General features: G+C 35.8%; 28 protein-coding genes and 1 pseudogene. 20 read left to right on the top strand and 9 right to left on the bottom strand.

The window, feature by feature from the left end:
* Positions 1–466, bottom strand: a 466-nt coding sequence (locus tag CHI06_RS17475; protein WP_179292670.1) for a tyrosine-type recombinase/integrase, incomplete at its 3' end; no start/stop codon positions are given.
* Positions 467–641: 175 nt separating this feature from the next.
* Between CHI06_RS17475 and CHI06_RS17480 the strand changes: the two genes are divergently transcribed.
* The gene (locus CHI06_RS17480; RefSeq protein ID WP_095249907.1) at positions 642–1,076 is read left to right on the top strand and encodes a hypothetical protein; all 435 of its coding nucleotides are present in this window, start codon (positions 642–644) and stop codon (positions 1,074–1,076) included.
* A gap of 297 nt (positions 1,077–1,373) precedes the next feature.
* On the opposite strand, the gene CHI06_RS17485 is transcribed toward CHI06_RS17480, so the two are convergent.
* From CHI06_RS17485 to trhA, 4 genes are all read right to left on the bottom strand, one after another.
* Positions 1,374–1,829 carry a hypothetical protein gene (locus tag CHI06_RS17485; RefSeq protein ID WP_095249908.1) on the bottom strand — a complete coding sequence of 152 codons (456 nt, stop codon included), beginning with the start codon at positions 1,827–1,829 and terminating at the stop codon, positions 1,374–1,376.
* A gap of 29 nt (positions 1,830–1,858) precedes the next feature.
* Entirely contained in the window at positions 1,859–2,863 is a 1,005-nt protein-coding gene (locus CHI06_RS17490) for a DUF3231 family protein (protein WP_095249909.1), read from the bottom strand.
* Positions 2,864–3,004: 141 nt separating this feature from the next.
* The gene (locus CHI06_RS17495) at positions 3,005–4,033 is read right to left on the bottom strand and encodes a DUF3231 family protein (protein ID WP_095249910.1); all 1,029 of its coding nucleotides are present in this window, start codon (positions 4,031–4,033) and stop codon (positions 3,005–3,007) included.
* Positions 4,034–4,490: 457 nt separating this feature from the next.
* Positions 4,491–5,138, bottom strand: coding sequence for a PAQR family membrane homeostasis protein TrhA (gene trhA, locus CHI06_RS17500; protein ID WP_095249911.1), 648 nt, complete (start codon positions 5,136–5,138; stop codon positions 4,491–4,493).
* Positions 5,139–5,267: 129 nt separating this feature from the next.
* On the opposite strand from trhA, the gene CHI06_RS17505 reads away from it, so the two are divergent.
* Entirely contained in the window at positions 5,268–5,858 is a 591-nt protein-coding gene (locus CHI06_RS17505; RefSeq protein WP_095249912.1) for a DUF1836 domain-containing protein, read from the top strand.
* On the opposite strand, the gene CHI06_RS17510 is transcribed toward CHI06_RS17505, so the two are convergent.
* Positions 5,849–7,426, bottom strand: coding sequence for a glycosyl hydrolase family 28-related protein (locus CHI06_RS17510; protein ID WP_095249913.1), 1,578 nt, complete (start codon positions 7,424–7,426; stop codon positions 5,849–5,851). The genes CHI06_RS17505 and CHI06_RS17510 overlap by 10 nt on opposite strands.
* A 164-nt stretch (positions 7,427–7,590) precedes the next feature.
* A complete protein-coding gene (locus tag CHI06_RS17515; protein ID WP_095249914.1) occupies positions 7,591–8,337 on the bottom strand; it encodes an RDD family protein in 747 nt (248 codons plus the stop codon).
* A 127-nt stretch (positions 8,338–8,464) separates the two neighbouring features.
* Here CHI06_RS17515 and CHI06_RS17520 point away from each other — a divergent pair, with 127 nt between their 5' ends.
* From CHI06_RS17520 to CHI06_RS17590, 17 genes and pseudogenes are all read left to right on the top strand, one after another.
* Entirely contained in the window at positions 8,465–8,779 is a 315-nt protein-coding gene (locus tag CHI06_RS17520) for a DUF3892 domain-containing protein (protein ID WP_095249915.1), read from the top strand.
* 119 nt (positions 8,780–8,898) lie between these two features.
* Positions 8,899–9,228 (top strand): hypothetical protein, encoded by a 330-nt coding sequence (locus CHI06_RS17525; RefSeq protein WP_095249916.1) that lies wholly within the window; start codon positions 8,899–8,901, stop codon positions 9,226–9,228.
* A 17-nt stretch (positions 9,229–9,245) separates the two neighbouring features.
* Positions 9,246–9,503, top strand: coding sequence for a hypothetical protein (locus CHI06_RS29405; protein WP_133370370.1), 258 nt, complete (start codon positions 9,246–9,248; stop codon positions 9,501–9,503).
* Complete coding sequence (locus CHI06_RS17530) at positions 9,478–9,834, top strand: DUF2085 domain-containing protein (RefSeq protein ID WP_179292671.1); 357 nt, start codon at positions 9,478–9,480, stop codon at positions 9,832–9,834. Before CHI06_RS29405 ends, CHI06_RS17530 begins: the two co-directional genes overlap by 26 nt.
* A 241-nt stretch (positions 9,835–10,075) precedes the next feature.
* A complete protein-coding gene (locus CHI06_RS17535; protein ID WP_095249944.1) occupies positions 10,076–10,501 on the top strand; it encodes an HIT family protein in 426 nt (141 codons plus the stop codon).
* An 11-nt stretch (positions 10,502–10,512) separates the two neighbouring features.
* The gene (locus CHI06_RS17540; RefSeq protein ID WP_095249918.1) at positions 10,513–11,136 is read left to right on the top strand and encodes a histidine phosphatase family protein; all 624 of its coding nucleotides are present in this window, start codon (positions 10,513–10,515) and stop codon (positions 11,134–11,136) included.
* A gap of 15 nt (positions 11,137–11,151) precedes the next feature.
* Entirely contained in the window at positions 11,152–11,622 is a 471-nt protein-coding gene (locus tag CHI06_RS17545; RefSeq protein WP_095249919.1) for a GNAT family N-acetyltransferase, read from the top strand.
* A gap of 27 nt (positions 11,623–11,649) precedes the next feature.
* A complete protein-coding gene (locus CHI06_RS17550; RefSeq protein WP_095249920.1) occupies positions 11,650–12,348 on the top strand; it encodes a nucleotidyltransferase domain-containing protein in 699 nt (232 codons plus the stop codon).
* Between the two features lie 97 nt (positions 12,349–12,445).
* On the top strand, positions 12,446–12,907 hold the full coding sequence (locus CHI06_RS17555; protein WP_095249921.1) for a DinB family protein: 462 nt from the start codon (positions 12,446–12,448) through the stop codon (positions 12,905–12,907).
* Between the two features lie 87 nt (positions 12,908–12,994).
* The gene (locus CHI06_RS17560; RefSeq protein WP_095249922.1) at positions 12,995–13,570 is read left to right on the top strand and encodes a GNAT family N-acetyltransferase; all 576 of its coding nucleotides are present in this window, start codon (positions 12,995–12,997) and stop codon (positions 13,568–13,570) included.
* A gap of 110 nt (positions 13,571–13,680) precedes the next feature.
* On the top strand, positions 13,681–14,382 hold the full coding sequence (locus CHI06_RS17565) for a hypothetical protein (RefSeq protein WP_257009348.1): 702 nt from the start codon (positions 13,681–13,683) through the stop codon (positions 14,380–14,382).
* Positions 14,383–14,409: 27 nt separating this feature from the next.
* Positions 14,410–14,841 carry a VOC family protein gene (locus CHI06_RS17570; RefSeq protein WP_095249924.1) on the top strand — a complete coding sequence of 144 codons (432 nt, stop codon included), beginning with the start codon at positions 14,410–14,412 and terminating at the stop codon, positions 14,839–14,841.
* A 168-nt stretch (positions 14,842–15,009) separates the two neighbouring features.
* Positions 15,010–15,762: a 2-phosphosulfolactate phosphatase gene (locus CHI06_RS17575; protein WP_095249925.1), complete on the top strand. Its 753-nt coding sequence runs from the start codon at positions 15,010–15,012 to the stop codon at positions 15,760–15,762.
* Entirely contained in the window at positions 15,759–16,157 is a 399-nt protein-coding gene (locus CHI06_RS17580; RefSeq protein WP_095249926.1) for a GNAT family N-acetyltransferase, read from the top strand. The genes CHI06_RS17575 and CHI06_RS17580 overlap by 4 nt, the downstream gene beginning before the upstream one ends.
* Positions 16,158–16,174: 17 nt before the next feature.
* Positions 16,175–16,693: pseudogene (locus CHI06_RS29855) on the top strand (histidine phosphatase family protein); the annotation flags it as partial.
* 15 nt (positions 16,694–16,708) lie between these two features.
* The gene (locus CHI06_RS29860; protein ID WP_257009349.1) at positions 16,709–17,239 is read left to right on the top strand and encodes a GNAT family N-acetyltransferase; all 531 of its coding nucleotides are present in this window, start codon (positions 16,709–16,711) and stop codon (positions 17,237–17,239) included.
* A gap of 27 nt (positions 17,240–17,266) precedes the next feature.
* A complete protein-coding gene (locus CHI06_RS17590; protein ID WP_179292672.1) occupies positions 17,267–17,851 on the top strand; it encodes a class I SAM-dependent methyltransferase in 585 nt (194 codons plus the stop codon).
* Positions 17,852–17,920: 69 nt separating this feature from the next.
* Here the strand turns inward: CHI06_RS17590 and CHI06_RS29865 are convergent, their stop codons facing one another.
* On the bottom strand, positions 17,921–18,058 hold the full coding sequence (locus CHI06_RS29865; protein WP_165979177.1) for a hypothetical protein: 138 nt from the start codon (positions 18,056–18,058) through the stop codon (positions 17,921–17,923).
* A gap of 105 nt (positions 18,059–18,163) precedes the next feature.
* The gene (locus tag CHI06_RS17595) at positions 18,164–18,412 is read right to left on the bottom strand and encodes a hypothetical protein (protein ID WP_095249928.1); all 249 of its coding nucleotides are present in this window, start codon (positions 18,410–18,412) and stop codon (positions 18,164–18,166) included.
* Between the two features lie 449 nt (positions 18,413–18,861).
* On the opposite strand from CHI06_RS17595, the gene CHI06_RS17600 reads away from it, so the two are divergent.
* Complete coding sequence (locus CHI06_RS17600; protein WP_095249929.1) at positions 18,862–19,188, top strand: YnfA family protein; 327 nt, start codon at positions 18,862–18,864, stop codon at positions 19,186–19,188.
* Positions 19,189–19,190 lie beyond the last annotated feature (2 nt).

Genomic DNA, 19,190 nt, shown 5'->3' on the forward strand with positions numbered 1-19,190 from the left:
AACGATTGGACCAATTAATAAGATTTTTATCAAGAGAAACAATTTCGCCAATTCTACATCCTGTTGAAAACATAAATTCAAATAATGCCTTTTCCAATGGAGTAAAACACGCTTCCCTTAAATGTTCAATTTCTCTATCTGTCAAAAACTTTGGAATCCGTTTTCCTTGTTTAGGTTCTTTGATTTTGGCAGCTGGATTTTTGGGTATATGCCCTTCCTCGTGTGACCAACGAAATATCGATTTAATGAATCGAATTCTGTGTGCCAAACTTGACGGCTTTAAGTGTTCACTGGATTTTGCTAAATACCTTTTCAGTTGATCTGTCGTTAATGATCCAATTTCCACATCGTTAAAGTGTTGAATAAGTAGTTTAGATTGTAATCTATATGCTTTTAATGTCTGTGGAGAAAATCCTTCAATTCTTTTATCCGATTCATATAATTCCCAGGCTTTTGCTAATAACAAAATAATTCCTCCTTATCGGTAATATTAGAGGAATTATTGCCTTGATTATAGAAATGGAAACATTAGGTATTGATGTAAAGAAGCAGTTTAGTGCAAGAAGGAAACCCTTCGCTTCCAGTAGAATTTAATAATAGGATTAACATTATAAACTTCAGTAAAATTGGGGCTGGTAAAGATGAATTTCCTTCCGAATGAAAAAGAACTTTTCCTTGATGATTATATTGATGAACAGGAGTTTGTTGAGATAATCTCCACTTTCTATAAGCAAGAAATTTTTATCTATGCAATAATTCCTGAATATGAAAAAGAGTTATTAAAAGAACTTTCAAAGGACTTTATAAAGGTTAAAGATGTTTCATTACCACGCACTTTCCCAAGGGAAATAGGATACTTAGGATATGTAAGAGATTGTCAAAAACAATTTATATATGAATTTTATTTACGGTCTACAACAATGGATTATTTAGTTTTTTCTGAGATTGATGTAACTGCACATTTGAATAAAATAGAAAAGCAAAACGTTGATATTTTTAAAATATTTGAATTGAATAAAGTTCCTCATATAACTATAGGTCCTGATAGTCAATGGCTAAATATCATTGAGTTTTAAAATAAAACCAGATTGAAGTAACGGGGTGCTTTACTTTTAGAACAGGATGCCATTTCGGTGGCTTTTTCTTATTGAACTAATTGGGCAGTTTAGTGGAAGAGTACATATTGATCTTTGTTCAGCAATCGGGCCATTTAATTGAATAAGACTCTCGAACAAAATTAGAAATTTATATTAATGTTAGAATGGAGTTTGTGAAGGATTGTACTTAAACTAAAGCAGTTTAGTTTAGTAAACCCTCAAGCTTATTCAACGAAAAAAACCATCCACTTTTGATAGTAAATAGAGGATGGCTTTCTAAGGAATGTTATTTATGATTTCTCTAGTAATAAATCCAATGATTATTCCAGGAAAAACAAACAACATTGGGAGCCAAACAGGACCCAATAATACTCCAAATATCATTAAGTTCGAGGAAAAAATCAATCCAACAGTTACAAAAAATGCCGCAAACACATACGGAAGAAAAGAATAAGGATCTTTCCCTCCACCTGCATCTTTCACCGCATCCCACATGGAGAAAAAGTACAAACAAGGATAAAACATCAACCACTGATAATCAGCATGTTTTATGGCATCTCCAATTTCTCCATGAAAACTTAGAAGTATGACCTGATTAAAATTGGCTTGAACATTAATCAGAAATTCAAGTATCAATAAAACTGTGCCTTTAAAATACTTTCCGTTTAAATACTGCCCAAACCCAGGAAGTGCAATGCTCCACATTAGTTTTTCAAATGGACTCTTATTCACTTATAAATACCCAAGAAACAGAGTTCTTATTATATTTCTTTTGCAATTTCTTTTCTATTAGGAGCAAGTGGAGGCTGTTCTAACCATTTATTTTGTACCATAATATTAAACCATTTTTTTGTAACCATTAGATTTATTAGAATGACGCCTTCATAAGCCGTTACAAGGTCTGCTCGCATGGCTGATGCTAAACCTAATCCGTGATACGCCTGTGCAGCTTGGTACAAGAAACCAATATGATACATTATTAGCTTATCGGAAAAAGGAGAGTCCGTTGAAGTTGTCACTTCTGTTTCCCACGATTTAGGAGCTGGTAAATTATCCGTCTGCATGATTTTTGAAAAGGCTTTTATTTGTTGATCAGACGTTTTCTCAGAATCCTCTAAAAATTTTCTTACTTCTTTTGATTGAGCGACTTGACTAAATGCGATAGAAAGAGTTTTAGCCATAATACTCTTTTTTAGGTTGAAAGAAATACTTATGATTTCTGGCGCTGATAACATTCTACCCTTTCCGAAAAATCCATCTATGAAATCTTGGCTGGTAACATATTCGGGGTTTTTAGCTGGATAAAATAAAGGGTCTCTCTGAAAACTTCCTTTCTCAAGCAATAAATCAATTGTTTGATGATACATTCTTTTCCCATCATTATCACACGAGTCGTAAAAATACCGTAAATCCTCTCTTACAGAAACGCCCAATGAAGTGGAGTGTCCTAGTAAACCATGTAATGTCATGATATGTAAATAATTTAGGCAAAATATATCCGTGAACAACCTCTGTTTACCTTTAAAGAGGTCAGATTCAGTAAATCCAATTGGAACTGGAAACCCCTCATTTTCGATAAAAGTAACGATTTGTTGTTTTTGCTTTTCGAATGTCTTTATAGCATCCTCAAAAATGGCTTTAATTTGTTTATCCTCAATAATAGAGACCATATATCTATTTACAATATCAACGGCTGTTCCATTTACATACTCTCCCCACAAAGTTCCTATTTCGGAAGATGTGAGTTTTAATTTATCCTTTTCCATCTGGTCACCTCTTGGATATTATTTACCAATTCAGCAAGAGATATGAATTATTTATTGGAACTTTACTTAACACTAAGGTTATCGTTAATCTAGGAAAACAAATTTATCCAAAGCCATAATGCAATACTCCAAAGGACTTTCTCAATTCGTCCTTCCCTTGACATGCATTTTGGCTAACTGATCTCGATCTGGTGCTTGTGGTGGTTGCTCTAGCCAACCGTTATCAATCATTATATTGGCTCCATCTTCTGCATAGTTTGCTATTTCCGCCATTAATCGAGGATAAAGAGCTCCTAAATCGCGTCTTGCACTTGTCCCAAAACTAGCTCCATAATGGCTAATTCCTATCGAAATTAACGCTGTTACATGGAACATCATCAGTTTATCGGAAAATGGGGCAACCGTTGAATCAGTTGCTTGAGCATCCCATTTACTAGCTGGAGGCAGGTGATCCTCACTTAATATGGAGCCGAAAATTTCAATATGTTTGGCTGAAATGTCTCTTCCTCTTATCATGTAGTTACGAACCTCTTGAGACCTCGCCACTTGACTAAATCCCGTGAGCAGTGCTTGTCCTAATATATTGCGTATCATACTAAAATAGATATTCGATATTTCAATTGAATTAAGAGGTCTACGCTTGCCAAACCAACCGGTTAAATAACTTTGTTTTTGAACGTATTGAACCTGTTTTGGTTTTGGAATATGAGGAGGTCTCGTATAACTTCCCTTTGATAACAATACTTGTGTTGCTTGGTTAAATAGTTGCGTGTATTCAGTTAGACAGTTAGTGAAATATTGACATTGGTCTAATCGAGCAGAATTGGCAAGGGCCATCCCAAATGCTTCGATTCCGAGTTTGCCCATGTTATGAATGTATGTTAGATAAAACGTATCTGTAAATAAAGGAGGAGCTTGTAAATTAAGATCGTCCTTTTCGTTAAATCCATCAGGAATCGGAAGTTGTTCTTCATTAAACATACTAGTTAATTGTTGAACATGTAATTGAGATAACTGTAAGGCAAATTCTAAAACGCTACGAATTTCTGTATCTTGAACGGTTGCTAGAGCATATTTAACGACACAAATGACCATAGTATCCTGTTGGTAAGCCGTCCAAAGATTTGCCATTTCTGCAGATGATAAATCAATATGATGTTCTGTTTTCATGGAAATTCCTCCATTTTTTATTCGCTAGTAATAATTTCTCCGATATCAAATTAAATATGTAATATTGGGCTGACTGATTGAGAGAAAACTGGCTTATGTTGGTTTAATTACAAAGCTACATCTAGAATAAGTTATAAGTTAATTGCTTCCACAATACCAGCTAATATGAGCTTTTTGTTTATTCAAGAAAAGGGCGCTTTACTTGAATAAGAAAGCGTCTTTTTGATATGTCCCTACACATTGAGTGATTAGATTTTGTTAAGAAGAAAAGATTGTGAGTTTTTTCACTTAAACTAAAGGGTGCTTTAGTCAAACAAGAAATAATAATAAATACACAAAAGAAACACCGTGCCAATTACGGTGTCTTTTTGTGTGGGATTTAACCTTTATTTACCCAACTATTTAAGTTTTGTACTTCAAAACAGAATCCGTTACCTACAATTGGCGTTTTTCTATTTCATATAACAAAGTAAAATACACATAAAAAGTGAGACAAACTGCCAAGCATGATAAAGATGTGGAAAATCTCATGAAAGCCCATGTATTTGGATTGAAGAAATTTTGGCTTGGCCCCGTAAATAACTCCACCGATTGTATAAAAAATACCTCCAAGTACTAATAAAAATAACCCCATCGAATCCACGCTCCCTGCTAATGGCGAGAATACAAATACAATCATCCAGCCCATAACAAGATACAATGCAGTAGAAATCCAGCGTGGACAATTAAACCAGACCATTTTAAAAACAACTCCACTTAATGCTACTGCTGCAATGATAGAGAATAGAATATTTCCGGTTGTTCCATTTAAACTAATAAAGCAAAAAGGCGTATAGGTACCGGCAATTAATATAAAAATCATCGAATGATCAAGCCGCCTTAAAAAAGCAATCACATGATCTCTAGCTATTACCATATGGTAGGTGGCCGAAGCAGAATAAAGAAGTATCATGCTGACACCGAAAATGATGACAGCAGTAATCGCCATCGTTGACGAGGTCGTACTCGACACTTTGATAACCATTGCAAGAAGCCCTACAAAAGATAACAGCGCTCCAGTCAAATGAGTCAGTCCATTAATTGGTTCCCGAATAAAATTACTCATAATTCCCTCCTGATTACAACATGTAGTTTTGATAACTACTTATAATGATAATCGCAAAACAACACCTAGTCAATGGATAATTGTTACGATATAATGTTAACAGATAACACAATGATCGGAGTTAATAATATGGAAAAAATCAAAGAAATCCTCGAGGGCCTTGGACTGGAGTCAAATCTTAAACTAGATGAAATACCAAATATTGATTTATATATGGATCAGGTCATTCAGTTATTTGAAAATAAATTTGCGGATTCAAAACGTAATGACGAGGAAAAGATTCTTACGAAAACAATGATCAATAACTATGCAAAAGGGAAGCTTATTTTTCCGATAAAAAATAAGAAGTACTCAAAAGAGCATTTGATTTTGATGAGTTTAATCTATCAATTAAAAGGGGCTCTTTCTATTAACGATATTCAGACAACGCTGGATGGGATAAATAAAAGGATAATAAAAGAAGATATAGAGCTAGATTCTTTTTACAATAGTTATTTAAACCTTTCGAAAAAAAATGTTGCTGATTTTAATGAGGATATTAATGAGCGGGTAATGGATGTTAATAAAGAAGTATCAAAAATGGAAGATCGAAACGCTCCCTACCTCGAGCAGGTACTTATGATTTCTTCGCTCGTTCACATGAGTAGTTTATACCGAAAAGTAGCAGAAAAACTGGTTGACGAGATTGTAGTTGAAAAAGAAGGAAAGCGTCATAAATGATATGACGCTTTTTCTCGTTCATTCACTTGTAGTACGTGAATATCTTCTACATCTTTACCTATATCAATTGCCTTTACGGCAGAGGCAAAAACCTCAACATTATTTATAGAGACAGAATCAGCCCGATTTTCTCCTCCGTAAACTTTTATATCTGCACTGGCACTTTTAAAACCCTTTAGTGAAATATTATTTAATACCACATTCCTAGCTCGGTACTGTACGGCGATAACGGGGTTCCCTTTATAATCGTAATCCGGGTCGCCAATCAATGTGAAATGGTTGATCACGACATTTTTATATGCAGACACAACCAATCCACGTGGTGTCGAATCTTTATATAGTTCAGTAAAAACAGGATTAATGGCTGCAAGATTTATAGCATAAATATTGAATGCCGACCTTGATTCTGTATCTGTACTTTTGTGGTGTCCGATATGGCGGAAATTATAGGCTCGATTATCATTTACAGATATATGTCCAACGATTTGAATATTTGAGGCAGCTGACGAATTCTGATGGGCTTTTACTTCAATACCTCCAAAGCATCTGGCCGAAGAATTATTAACCAAAAGCACATTCCTTGAACCATCATCGACTTCAAACCCATTAGAATTTGAAATACCCTTCTGATGAGCACGACCGCTCGGGTCACACATATGTGAATTTGATATAAAAATATAGTCGCTATGATGGGTCGTTATCCCGTCATCTCCAAAACCATAACCAGTTAAACCATCCAGCCAAACATATTTACTCCCGCCTCGAGCACGGAATCCATCACCAGCATAATTGTATAAAGTTGAGGAAATATCAAAGCAATGGAGCCCAGGATTGATCGCTTCAACATCCTTCACCCAGCCATAAGTGACATTCGCATACGTTAAACAACTTGAATGATTACCCCAGGTACTTGTCTTTTTTACAGTCCCGAGTCTTTCGACATTCCAATCAAGCGTCATTCCCTGAACGAACAAATGATGATTTCCTTTCCAATGATTTGCATTAGTAATTAATTGAGTTCCTTTTGGAGCATTGTCATGCAGTTTAATCGTTGTTTTGTCTTTTCCAGCCCCTGCGAGATAGGTCCAAGATGGCAAGCGAATCCCTTTCGTAATAAAGATACCCTCTGGAACGTTTACCTTAACAAATCCGTTTCCAATCGCTCTTTTAAAAGCAGCTGTGTTATCTGTTTTTCCATCCCCAACCCCGCCATAATCTTCTATATTTACCTCTCGGGTAATTCTACATATTAAGTTTTCGTACTCGTCATCCAGTTTCGGCCTCCATGCAGGATGCACATTCCTTTTAGAATCGACGTAAATCTGTGTAGGCTCCAAAATGTTATAGGGCTTGGCGAATAATCGAAACAGTCTCTCTATTATCTTTTTCGAAAATGGAACTTTGATTGGTGTCCTGTTGAATGGAGGTACAGGCTTATTCTCACGGCATTGATGAAATAGCTGTTCTGTCTCTGTTATGGATTTTCTTATATCAAGATGTTTTCCGGTAATTTCTAAAAGCAATTCCCCATTTTCTCTCGGGTCATGGAATTTATTGAAATTCATCATTCTTCTTCACTCCAAGAAAAAAACATTAATAAAACTATTATTGCCGATTAGTAGGAAAAGCTCTAGTAAAAGAGGAAAACTGAATTTTTTGCGAACATTAGAGGTTAGGCTTAGGTATATAGAATACATACTGTGAACGTTACTTAACTTCCTTTCCTATTTTTCTAAATATAAAATCCTGCCGCTAACATTCCAATTGGAAAGCTTCCTGCAATGCATAGCCTTGCTAAGCTAACCTTACCATATAAGATAACGGTGCCGATTTTATGATCCCAAGTGGACATTCCTCTCCCCTTTAAATCTCTGTAGGATAAAAAGAAGCAAATAATATTAAGTAAAGGGATACCGAGTCCCATTCCTAAAACATTTACAAAAAAACTTCGTTTAAAGGCTGTTATAAAATTGAGTCTTTCCCCATTCACACTTTTGATTTTAGTATTTAGGAAAGCCCTTCCAAAAGTATTGCCAAAAATAGAAATGATAGCAGGTTCAAAGATAATCCAAAGAAATAAACTAAAGATAAATATATAAAAATTTGAGGTTTCTGCAATGAATGTTGGGAAAAGAATCGATACGGATATGATGAAAATTATGGAAAATAAGGAAAGGTCAAAAAATCTAGCAAGGTATCGGACATAAGGTCTTCCAAATGGATAGGTAGCTTCTAGATACTCTTCTCTTGTTTTGAATTTATCCGGAAGTAGATGGATTCTTGTAGATTCAAAAATACTATCTGAAAATATCTCTACACTTTTTGCCATTTGCCAACAGTTCATGGATTTGTTCCAGACGAAGGTATCACCTGATAGGACATTTTGCTCTATCAACTTCTTTAATTCAAATAAACAGACGGGTCCTTGCTGCTGAGAATCTTGAATAAAAAACCAAACGTTTTCGTTATCTGATTCCATTTCATCGCCCCCAATTAGGTAAATTATACCACGTGCGGTTTATGACCATTTTTGTCAGTTTTGTGTATTTTGAATATTTATTGACCATTAGCTTCAAAATACTAACATACGTTCGGAGGTGGATATAATGGAAGACAAGAATTATGAGAATATTTATGAAGAGTACAAGCAGCAAAGTGAACAGCAAGCGCAGTTAGAGGCAGCACAAGGCAATCCTGATGGGAAAGAGGAATTTGTAGCCGTTAGGAAAAATGATGATGGGGACATCATTGCCTTTAAAACAAGCACAGGAAGAGAACTGGATTACATTACGGCTTTAACAGAAGCAAAATCAGGTCAAATTGCACATGTAGATGTTTTCCACAAATATGGAAGAGATATCATTCGCAGCGAACCGGATGGGATAAAAGAAAATAATTTGGATCGACTTCCTGAGTTTTAGATTAGTTAGTGGAGTGGCACAAAGTGGCCGCTCCTTTTTTTCCTATCATTAGAAAAAGGGTTTTTCCCAATTCAATGGAATATAAATAGTAAAAAGGACTTTTATTAGGGGGAAAAACAGTGAAGTTTTTGAGACTGATAGGAGCGTTTTGCGGGATTGGAAGTCTTATATTTTGTGGTTTTATGCTGCTAATTAACCCATATACCCATTCAAGCGTAGAGCCAAATGTCTTTACTTCTTTTACTGTTATGTACTTAATTCCTATTTCGCTGGCCACTTACGCAAGCATTTCCTTAAAACCAAAACTCCTTATTATTTGTTCGATATGGGCATTACCTCTCAGTTTATACTGTTTAGCCACTCCAGGTTTATTTAAATATATTGTTATTGGACCTATTCTATTGTTTATTGTAGGAGTGATATTCTTAAAGAATAAGAGAAATTCTTAGAGGAAAAGGTGGATGGTATGTTTTTTCTATTGTTAACTGGAATGATTATTTCTTTTGTGGTAGCGGCAGCGTTATTACTAAATGGTGAAATGATATTTGGCATAATTGCTTTGACAGCAGGTATATTATTGCTGCTGTTTGTACTGTTTTATTATAGGAAAAAGAAGTATCGAAAAAAGAAGAAGTTTGATTGTACGCCAGATTGCTTCGATTTTGATTGCGGACCTGATTGTGATGGAGGGCCAGATTGTGATTGCGGACCAGATTGTAATTAAATTGAAGCGGTTAACTGATCTTGTACCTTGTCACCGTATGAAGTCTAGAAGTATAACGATAAAAGGGCATACGCTGCCATTATGTGCACGATGCACGGGGATCTTATTGGGGTATTTATTTTTTCCTTTATTATTTTTATTAGAATTAAACTTTCCACTTTGGCTGGGAATCGTATTAAATCTTCCCATGGTTTTGGATGGTTGGACCCAAGAAAGGAAACTTCGATTGAGTAACAATCCATTAAGGTTAACAACGGGAATCGTAAGTGGATTAGGTCAGAGCATTATAATCGTTAGTATCAGCCAAGGTATTATTTCTTTTGAATTGTAACAGAAGTACGCTATTATCCGTTTCATACTCGTCCCACAAAGCATATTATAGGACAAGACGTTATGAAAGGGTGATGTTGAATGTTGGACTCTTTATTTGAGTTTTTATCTCAGCTAATCTCAATGGTTTATCAATTTATCTTATACATTTTAGAAACACTTCAAAATATTTTATAAAAGGTCGAATGCGTGGCCTTTTTTTTGTTAAAGTAGAATTTAAAGAGTGCGAAGGTTGTGAAAAAATGGAATGCTTGGGATGTAACTTGGCGAATAAAAATCTGCCTGTTCATGTTGTTTTTGAAGATGAGTTTGTATGTTGTTTCTTAGACCATGAGCCATTTAATGAAGGGCATATTATGATATTGCCTAAAAAACATGTTAATGACGTAGAAGAACTTGACGAAAATACAGCAAATTCAATTATGAAGGCATCTATTCTTCTATCAAAAGCCATAAAAAAACTGTTTAATCCAGATGGAATCACCATCTGCCAAAATGGCGGGATATTTAATGAATTAACGCACTACCATATGCACGTTGTACCTAGATATAAAGGTCAATCCTTTGCCGAATTCTATTCAGAAGATGAGATTATCATAGAAGATGAAACGAAGTTAAAAGAGACTGCTGGAGAACTAATGGAAGTAATTAGTGAATTAAACAAATAAGGGAGAAACTTATGATAACTCTATACATAACTAGACATGGTGAAACAGAGTGGAACAGAGAAAAAAGAATGCAAGGCTGGCTGGATTCAAATCTAACTGAAAACGGTATTAAAAATGCAGTATCGTTAGGTGAAAGATTGAAAGATACAGAGTTAGCAGCTATTTATTCAAGTCCAAGCGGGAGGACGAAAGCCACTACTAACTTGATACGGGGTGAAAGAGACATTCCTATCGTTTACGATGAGAATTTAAGAGAAATTAAACTGGGTCAATGGGAAGGAAAAACTCATTCATCCATTAAAGAAATGTATCAAACAGAGTTTGAGTCATTCTGGAATACACCGCATCAATATACATCTGTTGGTGGAGAAACGTTTGAAGAAACACGAGCAAGAGCCAGTCAGGTTTTGGATCGAATAAAAAGAGAATATAAATCTGGGAATATATTAATTGTTACTCATTCGGTAGTAATCAAATGTTTGTATTCATTTTTTAAAAATTCACCAATTGAAACCTTATGGGACCCTCCCTATATCCACGATACGAGCCTTACAATTGTAGAAATGAATGAAGATGGTTTTAAACTTGTGTTAGAAGGAGATATTACTCATCTGGAATCTGTGAATTTTATATAGGGAGATGTGGACTAGTTGGATGTTAGATTAGAAAAAGCAACAAATTCAGATGCAGAAGCGATTTTTGATATTCAAGTCAATGCCTTTATCTCCTTGTTGGAAAAATACAAAGATTACCAGACAAATCCAGCAAATGAAACCATCAATCGTGTTATCGTAAGAATAAGTAATCCTCATGGTGGATTTTTTAAAATTCTGGTTGAAAATCGTCTTGTGGGTGCTATTTGTGTACTCTGGAAAGTGGACGAACAATTTTGGATAAGTCCTATGTTTATTCTTCCTGAATATCAAGGGAAGGGGATTGCCCAGAGAGCTATTACTCTTGTAGAAAAATTATTTCCTCAAGCCGTAAGCTGGGAATTAACAACTATTTTAGAGGAAGAACGCAATTGCTACTTATATGAAAAAATGGGATACATAAAAACTGGAATTAAAAAGGTTTTAAATGAAAATACCACACTTATTTTTTATAAAAAAGAGATATAAGGAATTGGAGTGAGGAAGATTACTAGAATGGATCCAAACAAAGCTGCTGAACTGTTTATCCTGAATCATTTTCCGAATTGCTATGGATCCGTATTAGCAGGAAGTGTCGTTCGAGGTGAAGCCACAGAAACATCGGACCTTGATATTGTGATATTTGAAAAGAATCTTAAAACTGCATATAGAGAGTCAGTCATTGAATATGGTTGGAATATAGAGGTTTTTGTACATAATTTAACTTCATATAAGGAGTTTTTTAAAAGTGATTGTGAACGAGCAAGACCTTCCTTGCCTAAAATGGTTTCAGAGGGCATCGTCTTAAAAGATAGTGGTATTCTCGACCTCATAAAACATGAGGCAAATGAGTTATTAGATAAGGGTCCAGAAGAATGGTCAGTTGATACCATAAAAGTAAAGCGCTATTTCATTACTGATACACTTGATGACTTTATAGGGAGTACCCTTAGAGCAGAGGAGATCTTTATTGCCAATACACTTGCTGAATTGGTTAGCGAATTTGTCTTGAGGACCAATCGACAATGGATTGGTGCTTCTAAATGGATAGTGCGCTCATTAAAGAACTATGACGAAAAGTTTGCAGGCCATTTTGTCGAGGCATTCGATACTTTTTATAAAACTGGTGATAAAAATATGATTATCGTAATGGTTGATGAAATCCTGCAGCCATTTGGCGGACGACTATTTCAGGGTTTTTCATTAGGGAAATAGTTAACGATTCGGATAGGAAAAGATAGAAAACATCTATGGCAGTCCGAAAGCTGGATGTCTCATAAAATTCTAGAAAATAGTAGATAGAGGTGAAAAGATGAAGCAGCTATTTCAATATAATTGGCAGGTACGAGAAGAATGGTTTAATTGGTGTAAACAATTTACAACTGAACAGTTATTGGAAAACAGAGCAGGCGGGTTTGGAAATATACTCCATACTTTATTGCATATTATTGTGGTTGAATATGATTGGATTAATGATTTAAATGGGGGAAAGGGATATAAATTTAATATTGAGGAATTCAACACTATTGAGGACGTAATAAAACTTCATAATGACTGGCATGCAGAGGTGGAAATATTTGTAACAGAATGGAAGGTAGAAATGAGCAGTAAGATTTTAGAATTGGATGACGGAAGAAGTTTTACATATGGAGAGGTAGTAAATCACGTTATAGTACATGAAGTTCATCATATTGGACAATTATCCATATGGGCACGTGAACTTGGTTCAGCCCCCATTTCGGCCAATTTAATAGGAAGAGATCTACAGTTCTAGTTGTTTAAATAGTAATTAGAAGTATTAAATATGGTGAAATCACACATACTTTCCTCATTAAGACATTGAAACAGAGGGGGGAGTATCATGCATTGGTATGAGAAGTTAAATCAATATTTTCCTGTAGAAGAAATGAAGTCTAGAGAGCATATGGAAACGTTATTAAAAGAGCGTTCTGATATTTATCATAAAGATGAGGGTCCTTATCATGTTTTGATGTATGCAGAGTTAGAGGATTTTGTTTTTATTGATTATCTATTTGTTTCAAAAGATGCGCGTGGGCAGGGACTTGGTCATAAGCTCATTGAAAAAATGAAACAAAAAGGAAAGCCAATTATTCTTGAAGTTGAACCTGTAAACTATAAAGACAGTGATACAGGCAAAAGGCTGCATTTTTATAAACGTGAAGGCTTTGAACATGCCAATTCAATTGGGTATGAAAGACGGTCGTTAGCTACAAATGAGGTAAATAAAATGGAGATTCTATATTGGGCTCCAAATAAGGAGTCCGAAGAGTTGATATTTGAAGGCATGCGAAAGACATACTCAAAGATTCATACCTATAAGGATCATCATTTTTACGGTGAATCTTATCAACCTGTTGAAGAGGTATTGACCTATAACGAAGACACTCAAAATCAAAATATATTAGATGATCTTTAAAATCGTGCTTTACTCCTAAGAGGGTAAAGCATTTTCTTTTTACTGGGAAGGATTAACAGGTTTAAATGATGAATATATACTGTTGAGAAAACATGGGGGGAGGAAAGTGGATGAAAAGACTTATAATTTTCTTATTTCTTTCAACGTTTTTAGCCTCCTGTAATCAAAGCAATCTAACGATTGGATGTCCTGATGGTGCCATTGATTGGGTCGATTTGTTAAAGATTGATGATGTTACCTATCAACATCAATTCGAAGATACGCCGGATGAACCATTGAGCACACAAATTGAAAAAGGAGAGCCTATTGGAAAAGTTACCTATAAAATGGCTGACAATGCCTGTAGTGACCATAAAATGAGAAATGGTGATGCAGCCTATCTAGAAAAAGGAACGACTGTTTATGCCGTAAGGGGCTATCCCTCATCCCTAATGGTAGTAGCAAACGATAAAGTATATGTAGCAGATCAAAAGAAAGACGCAAAAACAATCGGAGATATTTATCCGATTAAGGGTCTGGTTAAGGAAGTCCATATTGAAAGTACAGATGACGGAAGCAGAATCCATACTTTTTCGCCTGAAGCGAAGGAAAAGTTTCTTAATGAATGGCTTCTATTAGAAGCTATAGACCCTATGGAAATGTATAAAGAGGATGCTTTTGAAGGAAATCGTATATTTTTAGAGATTGAAATGAATAATGGGGTTTCATTTAGAGAGCTATACTGGTCTGACACCAACGCCTTCCATCGCGGTGCCTATGGAAACAAAATCATTCAGGAAGTAATTAATCAAGAAACAGCTTTAATAAAGTAGTTTTTCTACCAAGTGGAGGTATAAAAGATGAATAGAATAAATCTGATTACGTTAGGTGTAAAAAATATCTCTCAGTCTCTTAAATTTTACCGTGATGGGCTAGGATTTGAAACATCTGTAACCGAGGAGACTCCGGGAATTGTTTTCTTTAAAAATGGCGGTACGAAACTGGCTTTGTATCCCTTAGATGAGCTTTCCAAGGATATCAATGAAAGTGACCCTCCTGCCGGTCAAGGTTTTTCAGGGATTACTCTCGCTTATAATGCAAAATCCGAAGAAGAGGTTAATCAGATTTTTGAAACTGTGGAACAAGTGGGAGGAAAGATTGTAAAAGCCCCGCAAAAGGTATTTTGGGGTGGATATAGTGGATATTTTTCAGATCCAGATGGCTATCATTGGGAAGCTGCCTATGCTGAGAGCTGGAATTTTGATGAAAATGATATGTTAATTATTGATTAATAGTCGAAGCCTTACTTCTCTGGAGGTAAGGCTTTCCTAATCAATTAATTTTTACATAAAAGGTTCGTGTCAGCGGGATGTCAAATTGCAAAAGTAGATTCTCTGCCAGGTGCCTAGTAATAAAAAATCTTAATATAGTTTTAGCTATAAATAAAAGGTGGTAGATGTATGTTTGATCAATCTCCTTACACTTGTCGTGTGGAATGGGGCAAACGTGGGGCTAGAGAGGCAGCCCATCGTGGTGACATTATCATTATTGTCGATGTCCTCAGCTTTTCATCAACAGTGGTATCCGCTTTAAATTTTGATGCAGTAATCTATCCCTATCCTCCTAACCTAGATGGGAAAGATTATGCACACAAAATCAATGCGGAATATATTTTAGGAAGAGCAGAGGCAGCTAAATCAGGGAAACCAACATTATCACCTGTATCCTTTAATGATGAACATACAAACAAAAAGTATGTATTAACCTCACTTAACGGTGCTTTTTGTACTTGGATCGCCTCTAAGGTGCCTGGTCTGTTAATAGGTTCCTTGCTAAATGCTGCATCAGTAGCTTCCGTTGCCAATCAACTAAGTTTACAAAAGAGTGCAAGTATTACGGTGATTCCCTGCGGCGAACTATGGAGTGATGGAAAAGAAGAGGAAGATACACTTCGCCCAGGAATCGAGGATTATTTAGGTGCTGGTGCAATTTTATCTTATCTAGAAGGGGAAAAGTCACCTGAAGCAGAAGTTTGTATGGGGGCATTTTATCATGCAGAACCAAAGTTAGATGAGTTGATTTGGGATTGTGGAAGCGGCCGGGAATTACGCGAAAAAGGATTTGGGGCGGATGTGAAGCATTGCAGCCGATTAAATACCTATCAAACTGTTCCTGTTTTAAGAAATAACCATTTTGTGAGGTTTATCCAATGAATAAAATAGAAATTCGAAAGTTTAAAGAGACTGATTTTAATAGGATTCAAGAGTTAAATCGAGAAGAGGGCTGGAGTAATCTAGTTGAGAAGAATGAAGACACGAAGCAAGCTTGGGAAAATTCTAATGTATCATTTGTTGTAGAAGCAGAAGGTGACGGAGTAGTTGGTTATATTCGGGGGTTAACAGACACACGAATCACTCTTTACATTTGTGAATTACTAATTGACAAAAAGTATCGTGGGCTAGGTATAGGGAAGGATTTACTTCAGCACGTCCACCGTTTATACCCGAAAACAAGAATTGAAATGCTTGCTTCCAGTACATCGCGTTCATTTTATGAAGGACAAGGATATCGTCCTTTTTATGGTTTTAGGAAAACTTTAGAGGAATAAAGTTAGGAGAGGTTATAGTGAAGAAAATTTATCTGATCAGGCATTGTGAGGCACAAGGGCAGCCACCTGAAGCAGCACTTACAGAAAGAGGCTTTAATCAAGCCATTCAATTAGCGGATTTGTTTACTGGAAATTCAATTGACCGTATTATCGCTAGTCCATATACGCGTGCAGTTCAATCAATAGAGCCACTTGCAAAAAGTCTTAATTTGAAAATTGAAACAAACGATTTATTAACAGAACGTGTACTTAGTTCCGAAAACCTTTCCGACTGGCTTGAAAAACTAAGAGCTACCTTTGATGATTTTGAATTGAAGTTTGAAGGTGGGGAGTCTAGTTATGAAGCATTGAATCGTATTGTAAGCGTAGTAGAGGATGTTCTAAACAGTGAAGCTCAAAATACCATTATCGTTACACATGGTAATTTACTGTCTTTACTTTTAAATCATTATAATAAAGAATTCGGATTTGATGATTGGCGGAATCTACACAATCCTGATGTATTTCTATTGAAAATAGAGGGCGATCAATTAACCTATGAAAGATTGGTAGTGGATTCAAACCATCAACTATCTTTAATTAAACCAACGGTAGATTTGAAGGAAGAATACCTCTCGTTCTACGAGGAATGGTTGGAAAGCAAAGAGGATATGGTGCCTTGGGTTATTAAAAAAGACCCATTAAACTTTGAGGCAATGGTCCAATTTTTAAATGATAATGAGCAAGGACGTAACCTACCTGAAGGCTGGGTGCCGGATTCAACATTTTGGTTAATAAATGAAGATAAAAGAATATTGGGTGTTGTTAATATTAGACACCGCTTAACAGAAACTCTATTAAATATAGGCGGACATATTGGTTACGGAATCCGTCCTTCAGAGAGAAGAAAAGGATTTGCGACTAAATTATTGTCATTGGCGCTTGAAAAAACTAAAGAGTTAGGAATTAGAAAAGCTCTGGTTTTAAGTAATGAAGATAATACAGGTTCCTTCAAAACGATTATTAATAATGGAGGTATACCCGATTCAGACTTCGTTGAAGAAGATGGAAATATCATTAAAAGATTTTGGATAGAGAAATAATATTTTTTAAATGGATAGGGAGAAAATATGGAACAACGAAAGAAAGGGAATATTGTGGGAAGAGAAAAGGAAATCAAAATCGTTATCGGAGCAGGGGAGTACAACAATAATCCAGGCTGGGTACATACACAGGAAGAAGAACTTAATTTAATAAATGAAACCACTTGGGATAGAATGTTTCCTCATAATTCCTTAACGGCGATTCTAGCTGAGCATGTTTGGGAACACTTAACGTTTGAAGAAGGTGTTCAGGCTGCGAAAAATTGTTATAAATACCTGAAACCTGGAGGCTATGTTCGTTGTGCGGTTCCAGATGGATATTTTCCTGATGAGGAATATCAAAATATAGTAAAAATAGGCGGCCCAGGTCCAAAAGATCATCTCGCTGCAAGTCATAAAATTGTTCATAATTATCGAACGCTATCTAACATGTTTGAAGCCGCAGGATATGAAGTGACTTTACTTGAGTATTGTGATGAGGAAGGTAATTTTCATTTCAATGAATGGCATGCTGAAGATGGAGTGATTTTTCGTTCGAAAAAGTTTGACCCAAGGAATCAAGGGGATAAACTATTATTTCCTTCACTTATAATCGACGCAATAAAGCCATGAAAATCAATGAGACATTATATTGTAAGATCCGCAAATAAAACAGGGGCAGGGAAACCTGCCCCTGTTTTATTAAATTTGTTTCTTACCTTGGTATTTCATCTTAAACTCTGCTTCACTCATATTTGGATTCTTTCTAGGTGTAGTTTTGCTAAGAGCCTTCTTCATCTCAACACTTGCATCATCGCCTGTATTATACTTTCCATCCATATCAATCACTCCTTTTTGTTACTTAGTATCAAACCTAACCCATTCGTTCATTCTTTATTTTAATAAAAAGAGGGAGGGAACATTGAGATTGATATTTCTTTGTAACTATTCTCCGGCATCATCATCACCACCGGCGTCTATGCCATCATCCCCAGCATCATTATTATCGAAAAAATTATTAACTTTTTCAATGATAGATTGTTTTTGTTCCAGAATTTCATCATCAGAACTTGCTCCCATAAAAGTTGAAATTGAATAGGTCTGAATCATTTGCTGCTTATTTTTTGTTAAGATAAAGAAGAGTATAGTAATGGAAAGTAGAACAAATAAAATTATTAATATTAATTTAATCAAATACACCACTCCTAACCTTGTCTGTTATAAAAATCTATGACTCATTTCATTTTTTATACCTAGCCCGATCAGCTTCCGAACCGGTATCTAAAGTCACTATGGTACAAGCTACTTGATTCACTTCTGGTGCCCGGTAACGAGAAAATTCAGCTTGAGAGGTAATCAGAGTGTCGTTCTGGTGTCGGGTAACGAGAAAATTCAGCTTGAGCGGTAATCAGAAGGACGTTCTGGTGCCCGGTAACGAGAGAATTCAGCTTGAATGTTAATCAGAAGGTCATTCTGATGCCCGCTAACGAGAAAATTTAGCCACAACGGTAATCAGGTGGCTCATTTGAGACTATTAACGGAAATGATTCAGCATTTATGGTAAACCTAAAACTAAAACTTTTGCAGAACATTCTCTTTTAAACTAGTGAGCCTATATAAAAAGATATAAGGATGTGATTGTAATGATTCAAGCAACTCTTTTATTTATTCTTGCAGGGATTGCAGAGATAGGAGGGGGTTACCTTATTTGGCAATGGCTTCGGGAAGGGAAGCCGTCCTATTGGGGATTAATTGGAGGACTTACTTTAGCATTGTACGGTGTCATTGCGACCTTTCAATCATTTCCATCATTCGGAAGAGTGTACGCGGCCTATGGGGGAGTATTCATCGTGCTTTCGCTATTGTGGGGATGGGGCATCGATAAGAAGACTCCAGATTTATATGACTGGATTGGCGGCGGAATATGTTTAATGGGTGTTTTGGTAATGCTATTAGCACCAAGACAATAGAA

Source organism: Bacillus sp. 7884-1 (assembly GCF_002272245.1).
Classification (GTDB): domain Bacteria; phylum Bacillota; class Bacilli; order Bacillales; family Cytobacillaceae; genus Neobacillus.

Excerpts from the sequence above, each read along its gene's own strand:
- CHI06_RS29405 (WP_133370370.1), top strand. The coding sequence starts at position 9,246 with ATGTTTTTTCTATTGTTAACTGGAATGATTATTTCTTTTGTGGTAGCG.
- CHI06_RS17520 (WP_095249915.1), top strand. The coding sequence starts at position 8,465 with ATGGAAGACAAGAATTATGAGAATATTTATGAAGAGTACAAGCAGCAA.
- CHI06_RS17560 (WP_095249922.1), top strand. The coding sequence starts at position 12,995 with ATGCATTGGTATGAGAAGTTAAATCAATATTTTCCTGTAGAAGAAATG.
- CHI06_RS17535 (WP_095249944.1), top strand. The coding sequence starts at position 10,076 with ATGGAATGCTTGGGATGTAACTTGGCGAATAAAAATCTGCCTGTTCAT.
- CHI06_RS17600 (WP_095249929.1), top strand. The coding sequence starts at position 18,862 with ATGATTCAAGCAACTCTTTTATTTATTCTTGCAGGGATTGCAGAGATA.
- CHI06_RS17565 (WP_257009348.1), top strand. The coding sequence starts at position 13,681 with ATGAAAAGACTTATAATTTTCTTATTTCTTTCAACGTTTTTAGCCTCC.
- CHI06_RS17495 (WP_095249910.1), bottom strand. The coding sequence starts at position 4,033 with ATGAAAACAGAACATCATATTGATTTATCATCTGCAGAAATGGCAAAT.
- CHI06_RS17550 (WP_095249920.1), top strand. The coding sequence starts at position 11,650 with ATGGATCCAAACAAAGCTGCTGAACTGTTTATCCTGAATCATTTTCCG.
- trhA (WP_095249911.1), bottom strand. The coding sequence starts at position 5,138 with ATGAGTAATTTTATTCGGGAACCAATTAATGGACTGACTCATTTGACT.
- CHI06_RS17575 (WP_095249925.1), top strand. The coding sequence starts at position 15,010 with ATGTTTGATCAATCTCCTTACACTTGTCGTGTGGAATGGGGCAAACGT.
- CHI06_RS17505 (WP_095249912.1), top strand. The coding sequence starts at position 5,268 with ATGGAAAAAATCAAAGAAATCCTCGAGGGCCTTGGACTGGAGTCAAAT.
- CHI06_RS17510 (WP_095249913.1), bottom strand. The coding sequence starts at position 7,426 with ATGATGAATTTCAATAAATTCCATGACCCGAGAGAAAATGGGGAATTG.
- CHI06_RS17480 (WP_095249907.1), top strand. The coding sequence starts at position 642 with ATGAATTTCCTTCCGAATGAAAAAGAACTTTTCCTTGATGATTATATT.
- CHI06_RS17490 (WP_095249909.1), bottom strand. The coding sequence starts at position 2,863 with ATGGAAAAGGATAAATTAAAACTCACATCTTCCGAAATAGGAACTTTG.
- CHI06_RS17515 (WP_095249914.1), bottom strand. The coding sequence starts at position 8,337 with ATGGAATCAGATAACGAAAACGTTTGGTTTTTTATTCAAGATTCTCAG.
- CHI06_RS17580 (WP_095249926.1), top strand. The coding sequence starts at position 15,759 with ATGAATAAAATAGAAATTCGAAAGTTTAAAGAGACTGATTTTAATAGG.
- CHI06_RS17540 (WP_095249918.1), top strand. The coding sequence starts at position 10,513 with ATGATAACTCTATACATAACTAGACATGGTGAAACAGAGTGGAACAGA.
- CHI06_RS17570 (WP_095249924.1), top strand. The coding sequence starts at position 14,410 with ATGAATAGAATAAATCTGATTACGTTAGGTGTAAAAAATATCTCTCAG.
- CHI06_RS29865 (WP_165979177.1), bottom strand. The coding sequence starts at position 18,058 with ATGGATGGAAAGTATAATACAGGCGATGATGCAAGTGTTGAGATGAAG.
- CHI06_RS17590 (WP_179292672.1), top strand. The coding sequence starts at position 17,267 with ATGGAACAACGAAAGAAAGGGAATATTGTGGGAAGAGAAAAGGAAATC.
- CHI06_RS17555 (WP_095249921.1), top strand. The coding sequence starts at position 12,446 with ATGAAGCAGCTATTTCAATATAATTGGCAGGTACGAGAAGAATGGTTT.